The sequence below is a fragment of the Novosphingobium sp. G106 genome (genome assembly GCF_019075875.1).
Classification (GTDB): Bacteria; Pseudomonadota; Alphaproteobacteria; order Sphingomonadales; family Sphingomonadaceae; genus Novosphingobium.
In genome coordinates, this window is the sequence record NZ_JAHOOZ010000001.1 from 1424947 (window position 1) to 1441429 (window position 16483).

General features: G+C 64.7%; 17 protein-coding genes and 1 riboswitch. Of the genes, 11 read left to right on the top strand and 6 right to left on the bottom strand.

Annotated features, from left to right (window positions below; translation table 11 throughout):
- Nucleotides 1–53: 53 nt before the first annotated feature.
- Nucleotides 54–275 (top strand): DUF4170 domain-containing protein, encoded by a 222-nt coding sequence (locus tag KRR38_RS06765; RefSeq protein WP_217399857.1) that lies wholly within the window; start codon nucleotides 54–56, stop codon nucleotides 273–275.
- Nucleotides 276–366: 91 nt separating this feature from the next.
- Here the strand turns inward: KRR38_RS06765 and greA are convergent, their stop codons facing one another.
- The 5 genes from greA to carA all read right to left on the bottom strand — a co-directional run bounded on the left by greA (nucleotide 367) and on the right by carA (nucleotide 6228).
- Nucleotides 367–843, bottom strand: a complete 477-nt coding sequence (gene greA / locus KRR38_RS06770; protein ID WP_217399860.1) for a transcription elongation factor GreA — start codon at nucleotides 841–843, stop codon at nucleotides 367–369.
- Nucleotides 844–946: 103 nt separating this feature from the next.
- On the bottom strand, nucleotides 947–4282 hold the full coding sequence (gene carB / locus KRR38_RS06775) for a carbamoyl-phosphate synthase large subunit (protein ID WP_217399867.1): 3336 nt from the start codon (nucleotides 4280–4282) through the stop codon (nucleotides 947–949).
- Complete coding sequence (locus tag KRR38_RS06780; RefSeq protein WP_217399869.1) at nucleotides 4282–4680, bottom strand: ribonuclease E inhibitor RraB; 399 nt, start codon at nucleotides 4678–4680, stop codon at nucleotides 4282–4284. The genes carB and KRR38_RS06780 overlap by 1 nt, the downstream gene beginning before the upstream one ends.
- 1 nt (nucleotide 4681) lies before the next feature.
- Nucleotides 4682–5065, bottom strand: coding sequence for a hypothetical protein (locus KRR38_RS06785; RefSeq protein ID WP_217399871.1), 384 nt, complete (start codon nucleotides 5063–5065; stop codon nucleotides 4682–4684).
- Nucleotides 5062–6228, bottom strand: coding sequence for a glutamine-hydrolyzing carbamoyl-phosphate synthase small subunit (gene carA / locus KRR38_RS06790; protein WP_217399873.1), 1167 nt, complete (start codon nucleotides 6226–6228; stop codon nucleotides 5062–5064). Before carA ends, KRR38_RS06785 begins: the two co-directional genes overlap by 4 nt.
- 170 nt (nucleotides 6229–6398) lie before the next feature.
- On the opposite strand from carA, the gene KRR38_RS06795 reads away from it, so the two are divergent.
- The 10 genes from KRR38_RS06795 (at nucleotide 6399) to KRR38_RS06840 (ending at nucleotide 16124) form a co-directional block, all read left to right on the top strand.
- On the top strand, nucleotides 6399–6851 hold the full coding sequence (locus KRR38_RS06795; protein WP_217399875.1) for a GatB/YqeY domain-containing protein: 453 nt from the start codon (nucleotides 6399–6401) through the stop codon (nucleotides 6849–6851).
- A gap of 85 nt (nucleotides 6852–6936) precedes the next feature.
- Entirely contained in the window at nucleotides 6937–7458 is a 522-nt protein-coding gene (locus KRR38_RS06800) for a PEPxxWA-CTERM sorting domain-containing protein (protein ID WP_217399877.1), read from the top strand.
- An 86-nt stretch (nucleotides 7459–7544) separates the two neighbouring features.
- Nucleotides 7545–9449 (top strand): DNA primase, encoded by a 1905-nt coding sequence (gene dnaG, locus KRR38_RS06805; protein ID WP_217399879.1) that lies wholly within the window; start codon nucleotides 7545–7547, stop codon nucleotides 9447–9449.
- On the top strand, nucleotides 9449–11470 hold the full coding sequence (gene rpoD / locus KRR38_RS06810) for an RNA polymerase sigma factor RpoD (protein WP_217399881.1): 2022 nt from the start codon (nucleotides 9449–9451) through the stop codon (nucleotides 11468–11470). The genes dnaG and rpoD overlap by 1 nt, the downstream gene beginning before the upstream one ends.
- Before the next feature lie 120 nt (nucleotides 11471–11590).
- The gene (locus KRR38_RS06815; RefSeq protein ID WP_217399884.1) at nucleotides 11591–12181 is read left to right on the top strand and encodes a hypothetical protein; all 591 of its coding nucleotides are present in this window, start codon (nucleotides 11591–11593) and stop codon (nucleotides 12179–12181) included.
- Nucleotides 12182–12392: 211 nt separating this feature from the next.
- Nucleotides 12393–12914 carry a nuclear transport factor 2 family protein gene (locus tag KRR38_RS06820; protein WP_217399886.1) on the top strand — a complete coding sequence of 174 codons (522 nt, stop codon included), beginning with the start codon at nucleotides 12393–12395 and terminating at the stop codon, nucleotides 12912–12914.
- 47 nt (nucleotides 12915–12961) lie between these two features.
- Nucleotides 12962–13042: riboswitch (ZMP/ZTP riboswitch) on the top strand.
- A 127-nt stretch (nucleotides 13043–13169) separates the two neighbouring features.
- Nucleotides 13170–13619, top strand: a complete 450-nt coding sequence (gene rpiB / locus KRR38_RS06825) for a ribose 5-phosphate isomerase B (RefSeq protein ID WP_217399888.1) — start codon at nucleotides 13170–13172, stop codon at nucleotides 13617–13619.
- Nucleotides 13616–14923, top strand: a complete 1308-nt coding sequence (gene glyA / locus KRR38_RS06830) for a serine hydroxymethyltransferase (RefSeq protein WP_217399890.1) — start codon at nucleotides 13616–13618, stop codon at nucleotides 14921–14923. Before rpiB ends, glyA begins: the two co-directional genes overlap by 4 nt.
- A 3-nt stretch (nucleotides 14924–14926) precedes the next feature.
- Nucleotides 14927–15403, top strand: coding sequence for a transcriptional regulator NrdR (gene nrdR / locus KRR38_RS06835; RefSeq protein WP_217399892.1), 477 nt, complete (start codon nucleotides 14927–14929; stop codon nucleotides 15401–15403).
- Complete coding sequence (locus tag KRR38_RS06840; RefSeq protein ID WP_217399894.1) at nucleotides 15387–16124, top strand: RNA methyltransferase; 738 nt, start codon at nucleotides 15387–15389, stop codon at nucleotides 16122–16124. The genes nrdR and KRR38_RS06840 overlap by 17 nt, the downstream gene beginning before the upstream one ends.
- Here the strand turns inward: KRR38_RS06840 and KRR38_RS06845 are convergent.
- Nucleotides 16121–16435, bottom strand: coding sequence for a chorismate mutase (locus KRR38_RS06845; RefSeq protein ID WP_217399896.1), 315 nt, complete (start codon nucleotides 16433–16435; stop codon nucleotides 16121–16123). The two genes, KRR38_RS06840 and KRR38_RS06845, sit on opposite strands and share 4 nt — an antisense overlap.
- Nucleotides 16436–16483 lie beyond the last annotated feature (48 nt).

Genomic DNA, 16483 nt, shown 5'->3' on the forward strand with positions numbered 1-16483 from the left:
CCTGCACAATAGTACAGGGAAGGTCCGTTTCCTCCCCAGGACTGACCCACAGAATGCAGAAACTCCACCTCGTGATGGGCGGCCGCGTCAGCGATCCGCAGGGCCTCGATTTCGTCAACCTGGAGAAGATGGACCTCGTGGGCATCTTTCCGGACTACGCCGCTGCCGAGGAGGCTTGGCGCGCCAAGGCCCAGGGCACGGTCGACGATGCCGAGATGCGTTATGTGATCGTCCATCTGCACCGGCTGCTGCAGCCGGAATTGCCGGAGGCCTGAAGCGCTGAGCCCCCGCGCAGGCGGGGGTCTCAGGCGGCCCAAAGCCAGCAATGAATGCCCGAGGTCCCCGCCTGCGCGGGGACACAAGCGATCAGATGAACTCGATCTTCTCGACGACGTAGAAGCGGTCGCCCGAGGGCACGGTAACCTCGATCTCGTCCTCGACCTTGCGGCCGATCATCGCCTTGCCCAGCGGCGAATTGTAGCTGATCCGCCCGATTTTCGCATCAGCCTCATAGGGCCCGACGATCTGGTAGCGCACCGGCTTGTCGTCATCGTCGAGCAGCGTCACCGTCGCCCCGAAGATGATGCGGTCGCCCGAAAGGCTGGCCGGGTCGATGATGTTGGCGCGGCTGACCTTATCCTCGAGATCGCCGATCATCGCCTCGACCTGGCCCTGGCGCTCCTTGGCCGCGTGGTACTCCGCGTTTTCGGAAAGGTCGCCGTGGGCGCGTGCTTCCTCGATCGCGTCGACGATCACGGGCCGCTCCTCACGCAGCGCTTTCAGCTCGGCGATCAGCTTTTCATAGCCTTCCGCCAGCATCGGCAGCTTCTCGACACTCGCCATATTCAATCTACCTCCTGGTCGCTCCCTGATCAGCGACTAAGCCACTCCCCCGTTCCACAAGGTAACGGGCCGTCCGTTGACATTTCCGGGGGGAGCTATCGATTCAGTTATAATAGGCTTGCAACGAACGCACTTCAAGCTGGCTGCCGCGCAGAGCTGCGATAGCTTCGGCAGCGGCAACCGATGCCGCCGCCGTGGTGAAGTACGGCACCTTGCCGTGCAGCGCCGAACCGCGGATCGATTGCGAGTCCTTGAGGCTCTGCCAGCCCTCGGTCGTGTTGAAGATCAGCGTCACTTCGCCGTCGATGATCCGGTCGACGATGTGCGGTCGGCCTTCGGCAACCTTGTTCACGCGCTCCACCGGCAGGCCGGCATCGGCGAGATAACGCTGCGTGCCGCCTGTGGCGACGATCGTGAAGCCGAGCTCGATGAGCCTCTGCACGGCGGGCAGGATCACCGGCTTGTCGGTGTCCTTGACCGAAACGAAGACCGTGCCGCCCTGCGGCAGGATGGTTCCCGCGCCGAGCTGTGACTTGGCGAAAGCCGTGGCGAAATCGAGGTCGATGCCCATGACCTCGCCGGTCGACTTCATCTCGGGCGACAGCACGGGATCGACGCCAGGGAAGCGCGCGAAGGGGAACACGGCTTCCTTGACCGCCATATAGGGCAGATCGCGCTTGAACGGCGGGAAGGTCGCCAGCTTCTCGCCCGCCATGACGCGCGCGGCGATCTTGGCGACCGGCTGGCCGATCGCCTTGGCGACGAAAGGCACGGTGCGCGAGGCGCGCGGGTTGACCTCGATCAGGTAGACTTGTTGTCCCTCTGGGCCGTCCTTCACCGCGAACTGGATGTTCATCAGACCCTTGACGCCCAGCGCGAAGGCCAGCTTCTCGGCCTGGCGTTCCATCTCAGCAATGATCTCGGCCGACAGGCTGTAGGGCGGCAGCGTGCAGGCGCTGTCGCCCGAATGGATGCCCGCTTCCTCGATGTGCTGCATGACGCCGGCAACGACGACCTGCTGGCCGTCGCAGAGCGCGTCGACGTCGCATTCGATCGCATCGCGCAGGTACTGATCGATTAGCACCGGGCTGTCGCCCGAGACCTGGACCGCGGTGGTGATGTAGTCGTCGAGCTGCGCCACGCTGTCGACGATCTCCATCGCCCGGCCGCCGAGCACATAGCTGGGGCGCATCAGCACCGGGAAACCGATGCGCAAGGCGACGGCCACGGCCTCGTCGCGGCTACGGGCGATACCGTTCTCAGGCTGACGCAGGCCCAGCTTCTCGACCAGCGCTGCGAAGCGCTCGCGGTCTTCGGCGAGGTCGATAGCGTCGGGCGAAGTGCCGAGGATCGGAATGCCGGCGTCTTCGAGCGCCTGGGCCAGCTTGAGCGGGGTCTGCCCGCCGAACTGGACGATGACACCGACGAGTTCGCCGTTCTGCTGCTCGACGCGCAGGATCTCGAGCACGTCCTCGGCGGTCAGCGGCTCGAAATAGAGCCGGTCCGAGGTGTCGTAGTCGGTGCTCACGGTTTCGGGGTTGCAGTTGATCATGATCGTCTCGTAGCCGGCCTCGGCCAGCGCGAAGCAGGCATGGACGCAGCAATAGTCGAACTCGATGCCCTGGCCGATGCGGTTGGGGCCGCCGCCGAGGATGACGATCTTGCGCCGATCGCTGGGCGCGGCCTCGTTCTCCGGCTCGCCGAACATCGGTGCTTCGTAGGTCGAATACATGTAGGGCGTGACCGCCTCGAACTCGGCGGCGCAGCTATCGATGCGCTTGAACACGGGATGGACGCCGAGCTTCTGACGCAGCTCGCGGACTTCGTCTTCGCTCGTCGCGCCGGCCATGGCCTTCAATGCATCGTGCAGCAGGCCGTGCTTACGCGCACGCGTCTCGCCGAGACCGCCGGCGACACCAACCGAGCGGACGGCCAGATTGGCCAGGCGCCTGTCCGAGAAGCCCATCGCCTTGAGCCGGCGCAGTTCGGCCGCATCGAGCGGAAGCCCGTGCTCCAGGACCTGCGCTTCCTCGGCGATGATCTCTTCGATGTGACGCAGGAACCAGGGGTCGTAGGCCGTGACCGCGTTGATCTCGTCCACCGTGAAGCCCTCGCGGAAGGCCTGGCCGACGATCAGCAGCCGGTCCGGCGTTTGCCGGGCGAGCGCCGCGGTAATCTGGTCGCGGCTCGCGCCTTCGAGCTCGATCACGCGGTTGAAGCCGTCGAGCCCGGTCTCGAGACCGCGCAGCGCCTTCTGCATCGATTCCTTGAAATTCCGCCCGATCGCCATGACTTCGCCGACGGACTTCATGGCGGTGCTGAGCAGTGGCTCGGCGCCCTTGAACTTCTCGAAGGCGAAGCGCGGGATCTTGGTGACGACGTAGTCGATCGTCGGCTCGAAACTCGCCGGGGTGGCGCCGGTGATCTCGTTGGTGATTTCGTCGAGCGTATAGCCGACCGCCAGCTTGGCCGCGACGCGCGCAATCGGGAAGCCCGTGGCCTTCGAGGCCAGCGCCGACGAGCGCGACACGCGCGGGTTCATCTCGATGACGATCAGGCGGCCATCCTTCGGATTAACTGCGAACTGTACGTTCGAACCACCTGTTTCAACGCCAATTTCCCGCAGGACCGCGATCGATGCATTGCGCATGATCTGGTATTCCTTGTCGGTCAGCGTCAGCGCCGGGGCGACCGTGATCGAGTCGCCGGTGTGGACGCCCATGGGATCAACGTTCTCGATCGAGCAGATGATGATGCAGTTGTCGTGGCGATCGCGCACGACTTCCATCTCGTATTCCTTCCAGCCCAGCAGGCTTTCCTCGATCAGCACCTCGGTGGTCGGCGAGGCATCGAGGCCCGAACGGACGATCTTTTCGAACTCGGCCTTGTTGTAGGCGACGCCGCCGCCGGTGCCGCCGAGCGTGAAGCTGGGACGGATGATCGAAGGCAGGCCCGTGCGCTCAAGCACGGCGAAGGCCTCTTCGACATTGTGGGCAACGCCCGAACGCGCCGATTCCAGCCCGATCTTGTCCATCGCCTCGCGGAAGCGCTGGCGGTCCTCGGCCTTGTCGATTGCGTCGGCATCGGCGCCGATCATCTTGACGCCGTACTTCTCCAAGGTGCCGTCGTTGAACAGCGCCAGCGCGGTGTTCAGCGCAGTCTGGCCGCCCATCGTCGGCAGGACGGCGTCGGGGCGCTCCTTCTCGATAATCCGCGTGACGATCTCGGGCGTGATCGGCTCGACATAGGTTGCGTCGGCCATGTCCGGATCGGTCATGATCGTCGCGGGGTTCGAGTTCACGAGGACAACGCGATAGCCCTCCTCGCGCAGTGCCTTGATCGCCTGGGTGCCCGAATAGTCGAACTCGCAGGCCTGGCCGATGACGATGGGACCCGCGCCGATGACGAGGATCGAGGAGATGTCGGTGCGCTTGGGCATTAGTGCTTCCTCTGGGCCTCGGGAAGCGATGCTTCCCAGCCGTCGTATTGAATGCCGAGGTCCTGCGCGGCCGCGCAGACCTTGGGGATGATCGTGCCGAGCCAGGCCTCGTCGGTGACCGCCTCGATCGTGGCGATGCGCCCCGGATCGGTATTGGTCGACCGCGTGGCGAAGCCGAGCTGTCGGAGCCGGGTTTCGAGCGCCGGCATGCGGCCCTCCTCCCCGTAGAAATAGAAGTTCGCCTCACGCCTCTGGCCGAGGTCCGCCCCGCTCCGCTTCATCGCGGCGAGCACGGCGCGTGCGTCCTGCCCATTGCAGACGAAGTCCGCAGGCGCAGCGCAAGCCGCGCTCGCACTGGCTGCCAGGATGACCGGAAGGGAAGCGAGGCTGCGGATCATCTCAAGCCGACAACCGCGCGAATGCCGCTTCCCAGAACTCGGGACCCTCGGCTTCTGCCTGGACGAGGATCGGATCACTCTCGCGCTCGGCCTTGAGAAAGGCCTTGTAGGCAGGCTCCTGGAACTGGTGCATCGAGCCGCCGAACTCGTTCTGCTTGGTCGAATAGGCACCGACTTCGATCAGCCGGTCGACCAGGGCCACGGCCGCGGCCTTCGCCTTCGAATGGACCGGACGGCCGAACTTGCGCGTCGCCACCTGGACCTTGTCGGCGAAGATCAGCGTCAGCTCGCCATGCGGATAGAACCGCGGCGCGGCGCTGAACTGCGCGGCATCGGTCGCGACGTAGTAGGCATAGACGTGCTGTTCGAGTTCGGTGAGGCTCACTTCAACATCTCCACGAAAGTCTGGAACAGGTAGAAGCTGTCCTGCGGGCCGGGGCTGGCCTCGGGGTGGTACTGTACGCCGAAAGCCTGCTTGTCCTTGACCGCGAGGCCGCAGTTCGAGCCGTCGAACAGCGAGACGTGGGTCTCGATCACGGTGTCGGGCAGGTTCGTGTTGTCGACCGCGAAGCCGTGGTTCATCGAGGTGATCTCGACCACGTCGTCGAACAGGCGCTTGACCGGATGGTTCGCGCCGCGGTGGCCCTGGTGCATCTTGGTCGTGGTCGCGCCCGCGGCGATGCCGAGCATCTGGTGGCCGAGGCAGATGCCGAAGATCGGCACGTTACGTTCGAGCAGCGCCTGGATCACCGGCACGGCATAGGCGCCGGTCGCGGCCGGATCACCCGGGCCGTTCGACAGGAACACGCCGGCAGGTTCGAGCGCGAGGATCGCTTCGAGCGAGGTCTGCGCTGGCACCACGGTGACGCGCGCGCCGGCCTTCACCAGGTTTCGGAAGATGTTGTCCTTGGCGCCGTAGTCGATCGCGACGACATGCGGGCGCGTATCGCGCGGGCTGCGGGCAAAACCCTTGCCCAGCGTCCAGACGCCGCCTTCCCAGCCCTCGTTCGCCGTGCGCGAGACGACGCGGGCGAGGTCCATGCCTTCGAGGCCCGGCCAGTCCTGCGCGCGCTTGATCAGCGCCGGGATGTCGAACTGGCCATAGGGATCATGCGCGATGACCGCATTGGGCGCGCCCGACAGGCGGATGCGGCGGGTCAGCGCGCGGGTATCGATGCCCGACAGGCCGATCTTGTTCTTGGTCTTGAGCCAGTCGCCGAACTCACCGCGCGAGCGGAAGCTCGACGGCGCGGTCAGGTCCTCGCGCACAACGCAGCCGACGGCGCCGTCGACCTGCGATTCAAGGTCCTCGTCGTTGACCCCGACATTGCCGATATGCGGAAAGGTGAAAGTGACGATCTGCGCCGCATAGGACGGATCGGTCATGATCTCCTGATAGCCGGTCATCGAGGTGTTGAAGCAGACTTCGCCCACCGACTGGCCGACCGCGCCGAAACCGCGGCCCCAGGCAACATGACCATCCGCTAGGACCAGAACGCCGGTTGCGCCTTTGGGTTGTGGCGCGTGCGAAAGGGCGGCGTCGGCCATTATGGGGCGCTCCGTTGAGAGGTTTTCCAGCGATAGGTGCTAAGGCCCGGCCGCTAGACCCCATGGTGCAGTGCGTCAACCTAGGAAAAAATGAAACGGGGGACTAGATACGCCAATTCCGCCGCTCCCCTGCGGCGAACACTCGCTTCTGATACAGGATTACCAGGAAAATGCTCCGCGATTCGATCAAGGCCGCGCAGGTCACCGCCATGAAAGCCGGCGACAAGCCCCGCCTCGCCACTGTCCGCCTCATCCTCGCCAAGCTCAAGGACCGCGACATCGAGCTGCGGACCGCCGCGAGCCTGCCCGACGACGACACACTGGTGGTCGAAGTGCTGCAGAAGATGGTCAAGCAGCGCCGCGAATCGATCGCGCTCTACGAACAGGGCGGCCGCCAGGAACTCGCCGATGCCGAAGCCGCCGAACTGGTGGTGATCGAGGACTTCCTGCCCCAGCAGCTCAGCGAAGCCGACACCGCCGCAGCGATCGAGGCGATCAAGGCCGAACTCGGCGCTTCGGGCATCAAGGACATGGGTAAGGTGATGGCCGAGCTCAAGGCGCGCCACGGCAGCCAGCTTGACATGAGCAAGGCGAGCGGGCTGGTGAAGGCCGCGCTGGCCTGAGGAATCACGGCGGCAGCGGGGACCGACACAGAACCGCAACGTGCAGTAGTTAACGCTGCCTCAATCATTCTGGATTGGGGATTCCATGAAGCTGCTCACCACTCTCGGCGCTGCCGCCGCTGCTCTCGCTTTCGCCGCGCCCGCACAGGCGACGGAGCTCAACTTCGTCATCACCGGCGACTACAACGCGATCTTCCGGATCGATTCCAATCCGATCCCCGATCCGCTGTACATCACCGACGGATACAACTTCGCGATCACCCACGTCGCCGGGTTCGCGGACTCGAGCAATGGCTTCGCCGATCTCACCTTCTTCATCGGCAGCGTCGGTGGCGGCCTGCTGATCTCGGACAACGGCGATCCGTTCACCTGGCTGTTCGACGCCGCGAGCGCGCAGATCTATTCGGGCACCGAAGGCGCGCCCAGCTTCGCGCCGGGCGTCTATCAGATGGACGGCCTCAGCACGCGCGGCAATTTCACGCTGACGATCACCAACAACGTGCCGGAACCCGCGACCTGGGCGATGATGATCGCCGGCATCGGCCTGACCGGCGCCGCGCTGCGCCGCTCGCGCAAAACCGTGTCGGTGCGCTACTCCACGATCTGAGCACCGGCATCGGACGGACCGTTTTATCGGCGGATTGCGCAACCTCGCATATGGAGCTAGGGCGCAATCCGCTATAATCCTGTCCAATGAGCCTTAGCCCTCAATGGTTGGATGAACTGAGGTCGCGAATCACGCTTTCCAGCGTGATTCAGCGCACGACTCGGCTGACCAAGGCCGGGCGCGAGTTCAAGGCCTGCTGCCCGTTCCACAACGAGAAGAGCCCGAGCTTCTACGTCAACGATGAGAAGGGCTTCTACCACTGCTTCGGCTGCGGCGTGCACGGCGACGCGATCCGCTGGATGACCGATCAGCGCGGGCTCGGCTTCATGGATGCGGTGAAGGAACTCGCCGCCGAGGCAGGGCTGGATGTCCCCGCCCCCGATCCGCGCGCGGCCGAAGCCGCGGTGCAGCGCGACTCGCTGCATGATGTCACCGCCGCGGCGCAGAAGTGGTTCATGGACTGCCTCGCCGCACCCGAGGGCGAGAAGGCGCGCGCCTATCTCGCCACGCGCGGCTTCGATGCGCATACGGTGCAGCGGTTCGGCTTCGGCTTCGCCCCTGAGGGACGCCAGGCGCTCAAGGGCGCACTCGGCCAGTTTCCCGAGGACAAGCTGATCGAGGCAGGCCTCCGGATCACCGTCGACGACAAGGAACCCTACGACCGGTTCCGCGGTCGACTGATGCTGCCGATCGAGGATGCGCGCGGCCGCGTCATCGCCTTCGGTGGGCGCATCCTCGACAAGAGCAAAACTGACGCTCCCAAATATCTGAATTCGCCCGATACCCCACTCTTCGACAAAGGTCGCACGCTCTACAACCTGCACCGCGCCGGCCCGGCATCGCGCCAGACCGGGCGGCTGATCGTGGTCGAGGGTTACATGGATGTGATCGCTCTCGCCGCGGCGGGCTTCGGCGAGAGCGTCGCGCCGCTGGGAACGGCATTGACCGAGCGGCAGATCGAGATGGTCTGGCGCCTCGTCGAAACGCCGATCCTCTGCTTCGACGGCGACGCCGCCGGTCAGCGCGCGGCTATGCGCGCCATTGCTCGCGCCCTGCCCCTGCTCCGCCCGGCGCACAGCCTGCGGATCGTCCGGCTCCCTTCTGGGCTCGACCCCGACGACCTGATCAAGCGCGACGGCCCGCGCGCGATGGAAGAAGTGCTGCAGGGCGCGCGCAGCCTGATCGACACGCTCTGGGACCACGAGCGCGATGCGCTGCCGCTGAACACGCCCGAGGACAAGGCCGGGCTCAAGGCGCGCCTGCTCGCCCATGTCGAGACCATCGCCGATCCTGACATCAAATCGCTCTATCGCCGCGAACTGCTCGATCGTTTCGCCGCTTTCGCCTATCCGGCCCGCGAGCAGCGTCCGCAGTCGAACTGGCAGCCGGGCGGGAGTTCGAGAGGCAGCGGCAACTGGAAGGACAAGCGCCGGGCTTTCCCTGCCAATCCGGCCAACAACCACTCCGCCCGCCTGCTCCGCGTCGCCAATGGCGGTGCGCGCGATGCCTTGTCGGCGGCAATCCTCACCGGCCTGATTCGCTACCCCGCCGAGATCGCACGCCATGCCGATGCCCTGGCACGCTGCACGGATATCGAAGCACGCTTCGACTTGCTGCTCGATGCCTGCGATCACGGCCAAGCGCTTGAAAGCGATGCCCTTGCCACCATATTGGCCCGGCAAGGACAGACACTGCCCTCCCCATCGGACTATAGCGGCATGCGTTTCGGTTTCCTGAGCCCGGATATGGCAGCGCCTCAGGCGTGCGCCGAACTGGCCCAGGCGATCGAATTGCTGGTCGAACGCCCAGCGCTCGAAACTGCGCTGGCCGATGCGACCGAACGGTTAAACCGTGAGTTTACCGATGAGGCCTATGCGGAGCAGCAGCGTTTGCTGAAGAGAAAACTGGAATTTAATGCGCGTCTCGGGCAAATGGCCAGCGCGCGCGCCGCATTGTCTTCGGACGATGCCACCAACACCATGGCGGAATAATGGACGACGATCAGAACGAAGACATGCAGGGCGACAAGGGCGAAGGCGATTCGCCGCTGATCGATCTCAATGATGCCTCGATCAAGAAACTGATCGCCCGCGCCAAGCGGCGCGGCATCATTACCTATGACGAACTGAACGAAGCCCTGCCGCAGGACATGTCTTCCGACCAGATCGAGGACATCACTTCTGCGCTCAACGAGATGGGCGTCAACATCGTCGAGAGCGACGAGGATGCCGTCGATCCCGAAGAGAAGGAAGTCGACGAGGTCGAAGATTCCGACGGTATCTCCGAGCGCCCCGCGCTCGAGAAGAAGAAGGAAACGATCGAGCGCACCGACGATCCGGTGCGCATGTACCTGCGCGAGATGGGCGCGGTCGAGCTGCTCAGCCGTGAGGGCGAGATCGCCATCGCCAAGCGCATCGAGAGCGGCCGCGACACAATGATCCTGGGCCTCTGCGAGAGCCCGATCACCTTCCACGCGATCATCATGTGGTCCGAAGCACTGAACAACGGCGAGATGCAGCTGCGCGAGATCCTCGATCTCGACGCCATGCTCTCGAAGGAACCGAAGCCCGAGAACCTCACCGAGGACGGCGAAGAGGTCGACGGCGAGATCAGCGAAGCCACGGCCGGCCCTTCCTACAAGGAAGAGGAAGAGCCCGAGGAAGAGGAAGTCGCGGACCCCGACGAGGACGAGGACGGCATCGAACGCCGCGCCCGCCGCCCTGTCGAAGAAGAGGAAGAGGACAACACCCTCAGCCTCGCGCAGATGGAAGCTCAGCTCAAGCCCGAAGCGCTCGAGAAGTTTGCCAACATCACCGACCTGTTCCGCAAGTTCGAGAAGATCCAGGGCGAGCGCCTCGACGCGATGGGCATCGGCAACGATTTCCCTGCGGCCAAGGAAAAGCAGTACCAGCAGCTGCGCGAAGACCTCACTGCGCAGGTCGAGAGCGTGCAGTTCCACGCGACCAAGATCGAGTTCCTGGTCGACAACCTCTATGCCTTCAACCGCCGCCTGACCGCGCTCGGCGGCCAGATGCTGCGCCTGGCTGAGCGCCACAAGGTGCCGCGCAAGGACTTCCTCGACTGCTACGTCGGCCGCGAGCTCGACGATCACTGGCTGCAGGACATGTCGAAGCGCGACAAGAAGTGGGCTGCTTTCGCTGAGAACGAGGCCGACGCGGTCGAGCGCATCCGCGCCGAAGTGTCGGACATCGCCTCGGCCACGGGCATGTCGCTTCCCGAGTTCCGCCGCATCGTCAACATGGTGCAGAAGGGCGAACGCGAGGCGCGCATCGCCAAGAAGGAAATGGTCGAGGCCAACCTGCGCCTCGTGATTTCCATCGCCAAGAAGTACACGAACCGCGGCCTGCAGTTCCTCGACCTCATCCAGGAAGGCAACATCGGCCTCATGAAGGCGGTCGACAAGTTCGAGTACCGCCGCGGCTACAAGTTCAGCACCTATGCGACCTGGTGGATCCGTCAGGCGATCACCCGCTCGATCGCCGATCAGGCGCGCACGATCCGTATCCCGGTCCATATGATCGAGACGATCAACAAGCTGGTCCGCACGAGCCGCCAGTTCCTCCACGAGCAGGGCCGCGAGCCCACGCCCGAGGAAATGGCCGAGCGCCTGTCGATGCCGCTCGAGAAGGTTCGCAAGGTGATGAAGATCGCCAAGGAGCCGATCTCCCTCGAAACGCCGATCGGCGACGAGGAGGATTCGCACCTCGGCGATTTTATCGAGGACAAGAACGCGATCATCCCGGTCGACGCGGCTATCCAGGCGAACCTCAAGGAAACGGTCACCCGCGTCCTTGCCAGCCTGACCCCGCGCGAGGAACGCGTGCTGCGCATGCGCTTCGGCATCGGCATGAACACCGATCACACGCTCGAGGAAGTCGGCCAGCAGTTCTCGGTCACCCGCGAGCGTATCCGCCAGATCGAAGCCAAGGCGCTGCGCAAGCTCAAGCACCCGAGCCGGTCGCGCAAGATGCGGTCGTTCCTCGACCAGTAAGATCGGTTTTGGACCAATAAATCGCTGCTAACCAAGTCTCTTGGACAGCGTTAAATAGGCCATACAGCATCCCCCGTTCGCAGAAGTGCATGGCGCGCTTCCATGAACGGGGGATTTTTCATGAGATCGGTTCTTTTTGCTTTGGCTCTTGCCTCGTCGGTTGTCCCTATTCAGGTTTCCGCGGCTTCTCGGCAAGACAACTGCGGGTGCGTTACAACGGCTCCTGAAGCACCCGTCGATCCCGTGAACATGGAACTCGCGCGCACGCTCGTCAGGACCATCACTCCCAGGCAGGACGCACAGGGCGATTTCAACGATCAGATCCGTCGGATGGCCAGCTTCGAGCGCATCGCGGACGAGGGTCTGAGTGAGGGCATAAAGGCCGATCTCGAAAGCATGCTGCTCAAAATCGAACCGATCGTTCTTCGCCACTTGGATAAAATCGAAGAAGCCACCACGCTGGCCTATGCGCGCAAGTTCACGCCGGCAGAGTTGCAGGCAGCGACAGCCTTCGCCAAGACCACAGAAGGAAGAGCATTCCTCTCGCGCGTGTATGAAGTTCCCTATGATTCGGCGATCCTGCAGGAGCAGGCTTCGCTCATGACGGAACTTGCCCCCGCGATGGCCGATTTCCAGGTTGCCACGTGCAAACGTCAAACGGCGGCGCGGGTTGCCGCTGGCGAGAAAAGGGCAAAGTGCCGCATGGCTTGAGCCCGTAGTACCATATTTGTCGGTCGCGAACGGGAACCCTTGGCCCTCAACGACGTTCTATTAGTGGTCGAAGAATGGAAATCGCGAGTAAGATGCCTTCGATCCGAAGGTATCTGAACGGAGCCCCGCCGCAGAAATGTGACGGGGCTCTCCATTTGTGGCCGATTGCCCGCAGCACCGCGCAACGCTAGCCTGCCCGCGGGAGCATGCCATGAACGACGAAATCCGCGAACTGATCGACCGTCAGCAGATATGGGACTGCCTGCAGCGCTGCGCGCGCGGGATGGACCGGCTCGACGAGGAACTGGCCCTGTCGGCCTATCATTCCGGCGCGATCGAGGATCACGGCCCGATGATCGCGCCGTGCGAGCAGTTCGTGCCCAACGTCATCGGCTTTCACCGTCAGGGCGAACTGGCGACGCAGCATACGCTGGCGAACCACTATTGCGACCTCGACGGTGATGTCGCCCACACCGAAACCTACGTCGAGTGCCTGTCGGTCCTGCCCGGCGGCAAGGCCCGCATCGGCTACGGCCGCTTCGTCGACCGTCTGGAGAAGCGCGACGGCCGCTGGGGCATCGTCAGCCGGGTCAGCCTGCCGACCGGCACGATCGAGGCGCTGACGGTCGACGTCCATGCCGGTGCGACCTATCTGCCAGGCACGCTCGTCCGCTCTTCGCGCGACCGCAGTGACCCGTCCTACCTGCGCCCGCTGCCGGTGACGCGGGGCTGATTTTGAAAGGGGCTGGCTTTACAAATTCGGCCTGAAACTCTATGTGCGGCGCATCGCGTAACTGACGAGGCAGGCGGAGCACCGCCGTGGAGCGCGATCCTGGTATGCCGCTCGTCTGGGCACTCTCCTGACCAACGAGACGTGCCGTGCCTGCATTCCGAATCACCGTCGTGACCATGGCCGGGGCTGGCCTTCCGGCACCCGCGGGCTTAAGGGGCGCTCTCACCGATTCCCCCTTATTCAGCGGATAGCCCCATGCGCATCGCCATCGCTTCCGACCACGCCGCCGTCGACCTCAAGGCCGAACTGCGCGAGTACCTGATCGAACTCGGCCACGAGGTCGCCGACCTCGGCCCGCAGACCGCCAATCGCGTCGATTACCCCGACTATGGCTACAAGCTGGCCGAAGTCGTCGCCGACGGCACGGCCGACCGCGGTGTCGCGCTCTGCGGTTCGGGCATCGGCATCTCGATCGCGGTCAACCGCAACCCGGCGCTGCGCTGCGCGCTCGTCTCCGAGCCGCTGTCCGCCGCGCTGGCGCGCGAGCACAACGATGCCAACGCCATCGCCATGGGTGCGCGGCTCACCGGCATCGACATGGCCAAGGCCTGTCTCGACGCCTTCCTCACCACCGATTTCGGCGGCGGCCGCCACACCGGCCGCGTCGACAAGCTCTCCAACCCGAACATCAGGCAGACCGCATGACCACCTCAGAGATGACCGCCGTCCGTTCCAAGGGCTTCTTCACCAGCAGCCTCGCCGAAGCCGACCCCGAGATATCGGGCTGGATCGGCAAGGAACTCGGCCGCCAGCGTGACAAGATCGAGCTTATCGCTTCCGAGAACATCTGCTCGAAGGCCGTGCTCGACGCCGCGGGCTCGATCCTCACCAACAAGTACGCCGAAGGCTATCCGGGCAAGCGCTACTACGGTGGCTGCGAATATGTCGACGAGATCGAGACGATCGCGATCGAGCGCGCCAAGCAGCTGTTCGGTTCGCAGTTTGCCAACGTGCAGCCGAACTCGGGCAGCCAGATGAACCAGGCCGTGTTTCTGGCGCTGCTCAATCCGGGCGACACCTTCATGGGGCTCGATCTCAACGCCGGCGGTCACCTGACCCACGGCTCGCCGGTCAACATGAGCGGCAAGTGGTTCAACCCGGTGCCCTATACGGTGCGCCCCGACGATCACCTGATCGACATGGACGAAGTCGCGCGCATCGCGCGTGAGAACAAGCCCAAGCTGATCATCTGCGGCGCCACCGCCTATTCGCGCACCTGGGACTTCAAGCGCTTCCGCGAGATCGCCGACGAAGTGGGCGCCTATCTGCTCGCCGACATGTCGCACTTCTCGGGACTGGTCGCGGGCGGCGTGCACCCCTCGCCCGTGCCGCACGCCCACGTCACGACGACGACAACGCACAAGTCGCTGCGCGGTCCGCGCTCGGGCATCATCCTGTCGAACGACGAGGCTATCGCCAAGAAGATCAACTCGGCGATCTTCCCCGGCCTCCAGGGCGGCCCGCTGATGCACATCATCGCCGCCAAGGCCGTGGCCTTCGCCGAAGCGCTCCAGCCCGAGTTCAAGGCCTATGCCAAGGCCGTGGCCGAGAACGCCAAGGCGCTCGCCGCCAGCCTGCAGGCACAAGGCCTCGATATCGTCTCGGGCGGCACCGACAACCACCTGATGCTGGTCGACCTGCGCCCCTACAACGCCAAGGGCAAGCACGCCGAGAAGGCGCTCGATCGCGCCTCGATCACCTGCAACAAGAACGGCATCCCCAACGACCCGGAGAAGCCCTTCGTCACCTCGGGCATCCGCCTCGGGACCCCGGCCGGCACTACGCGCGGCTTCGGCGTCGAAGAGTTCACCCTGATCGGCAAGCTGATCGCCGAGGTCGTCGAAGGCCTGCGCAAGAACGGCGATGAAGGCGATGCCCAGGTCGAGGCTTCGGTCGCGGCGCGCGTCGAGGAGCTTTGCGCCAAGTTTCCGATCTACCAGGGGCTCTGACGCTTGCGTTGCCCGTTCTGCGCGCATGAGAACAGCCAGGTAAAGGACTCGCGGCCGACCGAGGACAACGCCGCGATCCGTCGCCGCCGCCAGTGCGAAAGCTGCGGCGCGCGCTTCACCACGTTCGAGCGCGTGCAATTGCGCGAGATCACCGTGGTGAAGAGCGACGACAGCCGCGAGCCGTTCGCGCGCGGCAAGATCGAGCAGTCGGTCACCCTCGCCTGCCGCAAGCGCGGCATCGCGCAGGAAAGGCTCGACCAGCTCGTCTCGGGCATTCAGCGCCAGATCGAGACGCTGGGCGAAAGCGAGGTCCCCTCGAAGGCCATCGGCGAGATGGTCATGGACGGCCTGCGCCACCTGGACAGCGTCGCTTATATCCGCTTCGCCAGCGTCTACCGAGATTTCAGCGAGGCGCGCGACTTCGAGGAATTCGCCTCTTCGGTCCAGGAAATGAGCGGACGCGATGTCGACGGCGACTGACAACAAGCCTGTCATCGTTCTTGTTCGCCCGCAGCTCGGCGAGAACATCGGCAAGGCGGCGCGGGCGATGCTCAATTTCGGGCTCACCGAAATGCGCCTCGTCGCCCCGCGCGACGGCTGGCCCAATCCCAGCGCCGGCCCCGCCGCGGCGGGCGCCGACATCGTTCTCGAACGCGCCGAGGTCTTCGAGACTTTGGCCGATGCAGTCGCCGACTGCGCCCACGTCTATGCGACTACCGTGCGCAAGCGCGGCGTCACGAAGCCGGTGCTCACCCCCGAAGAGGCCGCCCAGGCAGTGCACCGCGAAACCGGCCGCTCTGCGATCGTGTTCGGGCCCGAGCGGTCAGGATTGGAGACTGAGGACGTGGCGCTCGCGCGGGCGATCGTCACCGTGCCGATCAACCCCGAATTCGGCTCGCTGAACCTCGCCCAGGCGGTGATCCTCTGCGCCTACGAGTGGTCGAAGGGTGTTGGCCTGGTACAGCCACCGACGGAGGAACTGTTGCCCCCTGCCCCGCAGGAGGAGCTGGAAGGCTTGATCGGCCATTTCGAGGCGCTGCTCGAAGACCGCGAATATTTCTTCCCGGCGAGCCGCGCCGGGGCGACACGGCGCACGCTGAGAAGCGTGCTGACCAAGCCAGGCTGGAATCATCTGGAACTGCGTACTTTGCGCGGGGTTCTCAGCTCGCTCGAACGGCCGTCGGGTAGCCGGCGGCGTTAGGCGCCGCGCGCACTGTCCCACTCGCCCAGCTCATAGGCGATGCAGCCTTCCACGAGTTGCTCCCAGAGGCGGCCGATCAGTTCGGTCGGCAAGCCTTCAGCTTGAGCCAGCGCAACGGCATTGCCGATGACCTCGGCCTTGCGCGGCTCGTCGCGAACCGCATCGCGGTTCGGCTTGATCCGGGCGGCGGCGCGCATATAGCCGAAGCGGCGCGCCAGCAGATTGATCAGTTCGGCGTCGAGCGCATCGACCCCAGCGCGGACATCGAGCATGGTCTGGCAATCTTCAGGGGCAAGCGGCTGTTCGGGCATGGCTGCGCCCCTACAAGCCGGTCCGATGGCTGTCGAGCTTGACTTCCA

Excerpts from the sequence above, each read along its gene's own strand:
- KRR38_RS06765 (WP_217399857.1), top strand. The coding sequence starts at position 54 with ATGCAGAAACTCCACCTCGTGATGGGCGGCCGCGTCAGCGATCCGCAG.
- greA (WP_217399860.1), bottom strand. The coding sequence starts at position 843 with ATGGCGAGTGTCGAGAAGCTGCCGATGCTGGCGGAAGGCTATGAAAAG.
- carB (WP_217399867.1), bottom strand. The coding sequence starts at position 4,282 with ATGCCCAAGCGCACCGACATCTCCTCGATCCTCGTCATCGGCGCGGGT.
- KRR38_RS06780 (WP_217399869.1), bottom strand. The coding sequence starts at position 4,680 with ATGATCCGCAGCCTCGCTTCCCTTCCGGTCATCCTGGCAGCCAGTGCG.
- carA (WP_217399873.1), bottom strand. The coding sequence starts at position 6,228 with ATGGCCGACGCCGCCCTTTCGCACGCGCCACAACCCAAAGGCGCAACC.
- KRR38_RS06795 (WP_217399875.1), top strand. The coding sequence starts at position 6,399 with ATGCTCCGCGATTCGATCAAGGCCGCGCAGGTCACCGCCATGAAAGCC.
- KRR38_RS06800 (WP_217399877.1), top strand. The coding sequence starts at position 6,937 with ATGAAGCTGCTCACCACTCTCGGCGCTGCCGCCGCTGCTCTCGCTTTC.
- dnaG (WP_217399879.1), top strand. The coding sequence starts at position 7,545 with ATGAGCCTTAGCCCTCAATGGTTGGATGAACTGAGGTCGCGAATCACG.
- rpoD (WP_217399881.1), top strand. The coding sequence starts at position 9,449 with ATGGACGACGATCAGAACGAAGACATGCAGGGCGACAAGGGCGAAGGC.
- KRR38_RS06815 (WP_217399884.1), top strand. The coding sequence starts at position 11,591 with ATGAGATCGGTTCTTTTTGCTTTGGCTCTTGCCTCGTCGGTTGTCCCT.
- KRR38_RS06820 (WP_217399886.1), top strand. The coding sequence starts at position 12,393 with ATGAACGACGAAATCCGCGAACTGATCGACCGTCAGCAGATATGGGAC.
- rpiB (WP_217399888.1), top strand. The coding sequence starts at position 13,170 with ATGCGCATCGCCATCGCTTCCGACCACGCCGCCGTCGACCTCAAGGCC.
- glyA (WP_217399890.1), top strand. The coding sequence starts at position 13,616 with ATGACCACCTCAGAGATGACCGCCGTCCGTTCCAAGGGCTTCTTCACC.
- KRR38_RS06840 (WP_217399894.1), top strand. The coding sequence starts at position 15,387 with ATGTCGACGGCGACTGACAACAAGCCTGTCATCGTTCTTGTTCGCCCG.
- KRR38_RS06845 (WP_217399896.1), bottom strand. The coding sequence starts at position 16,435 with ATGCCCGAACAGCCGCTTGCCCCTGAAGATTGCCAGACCATGCTCGAT.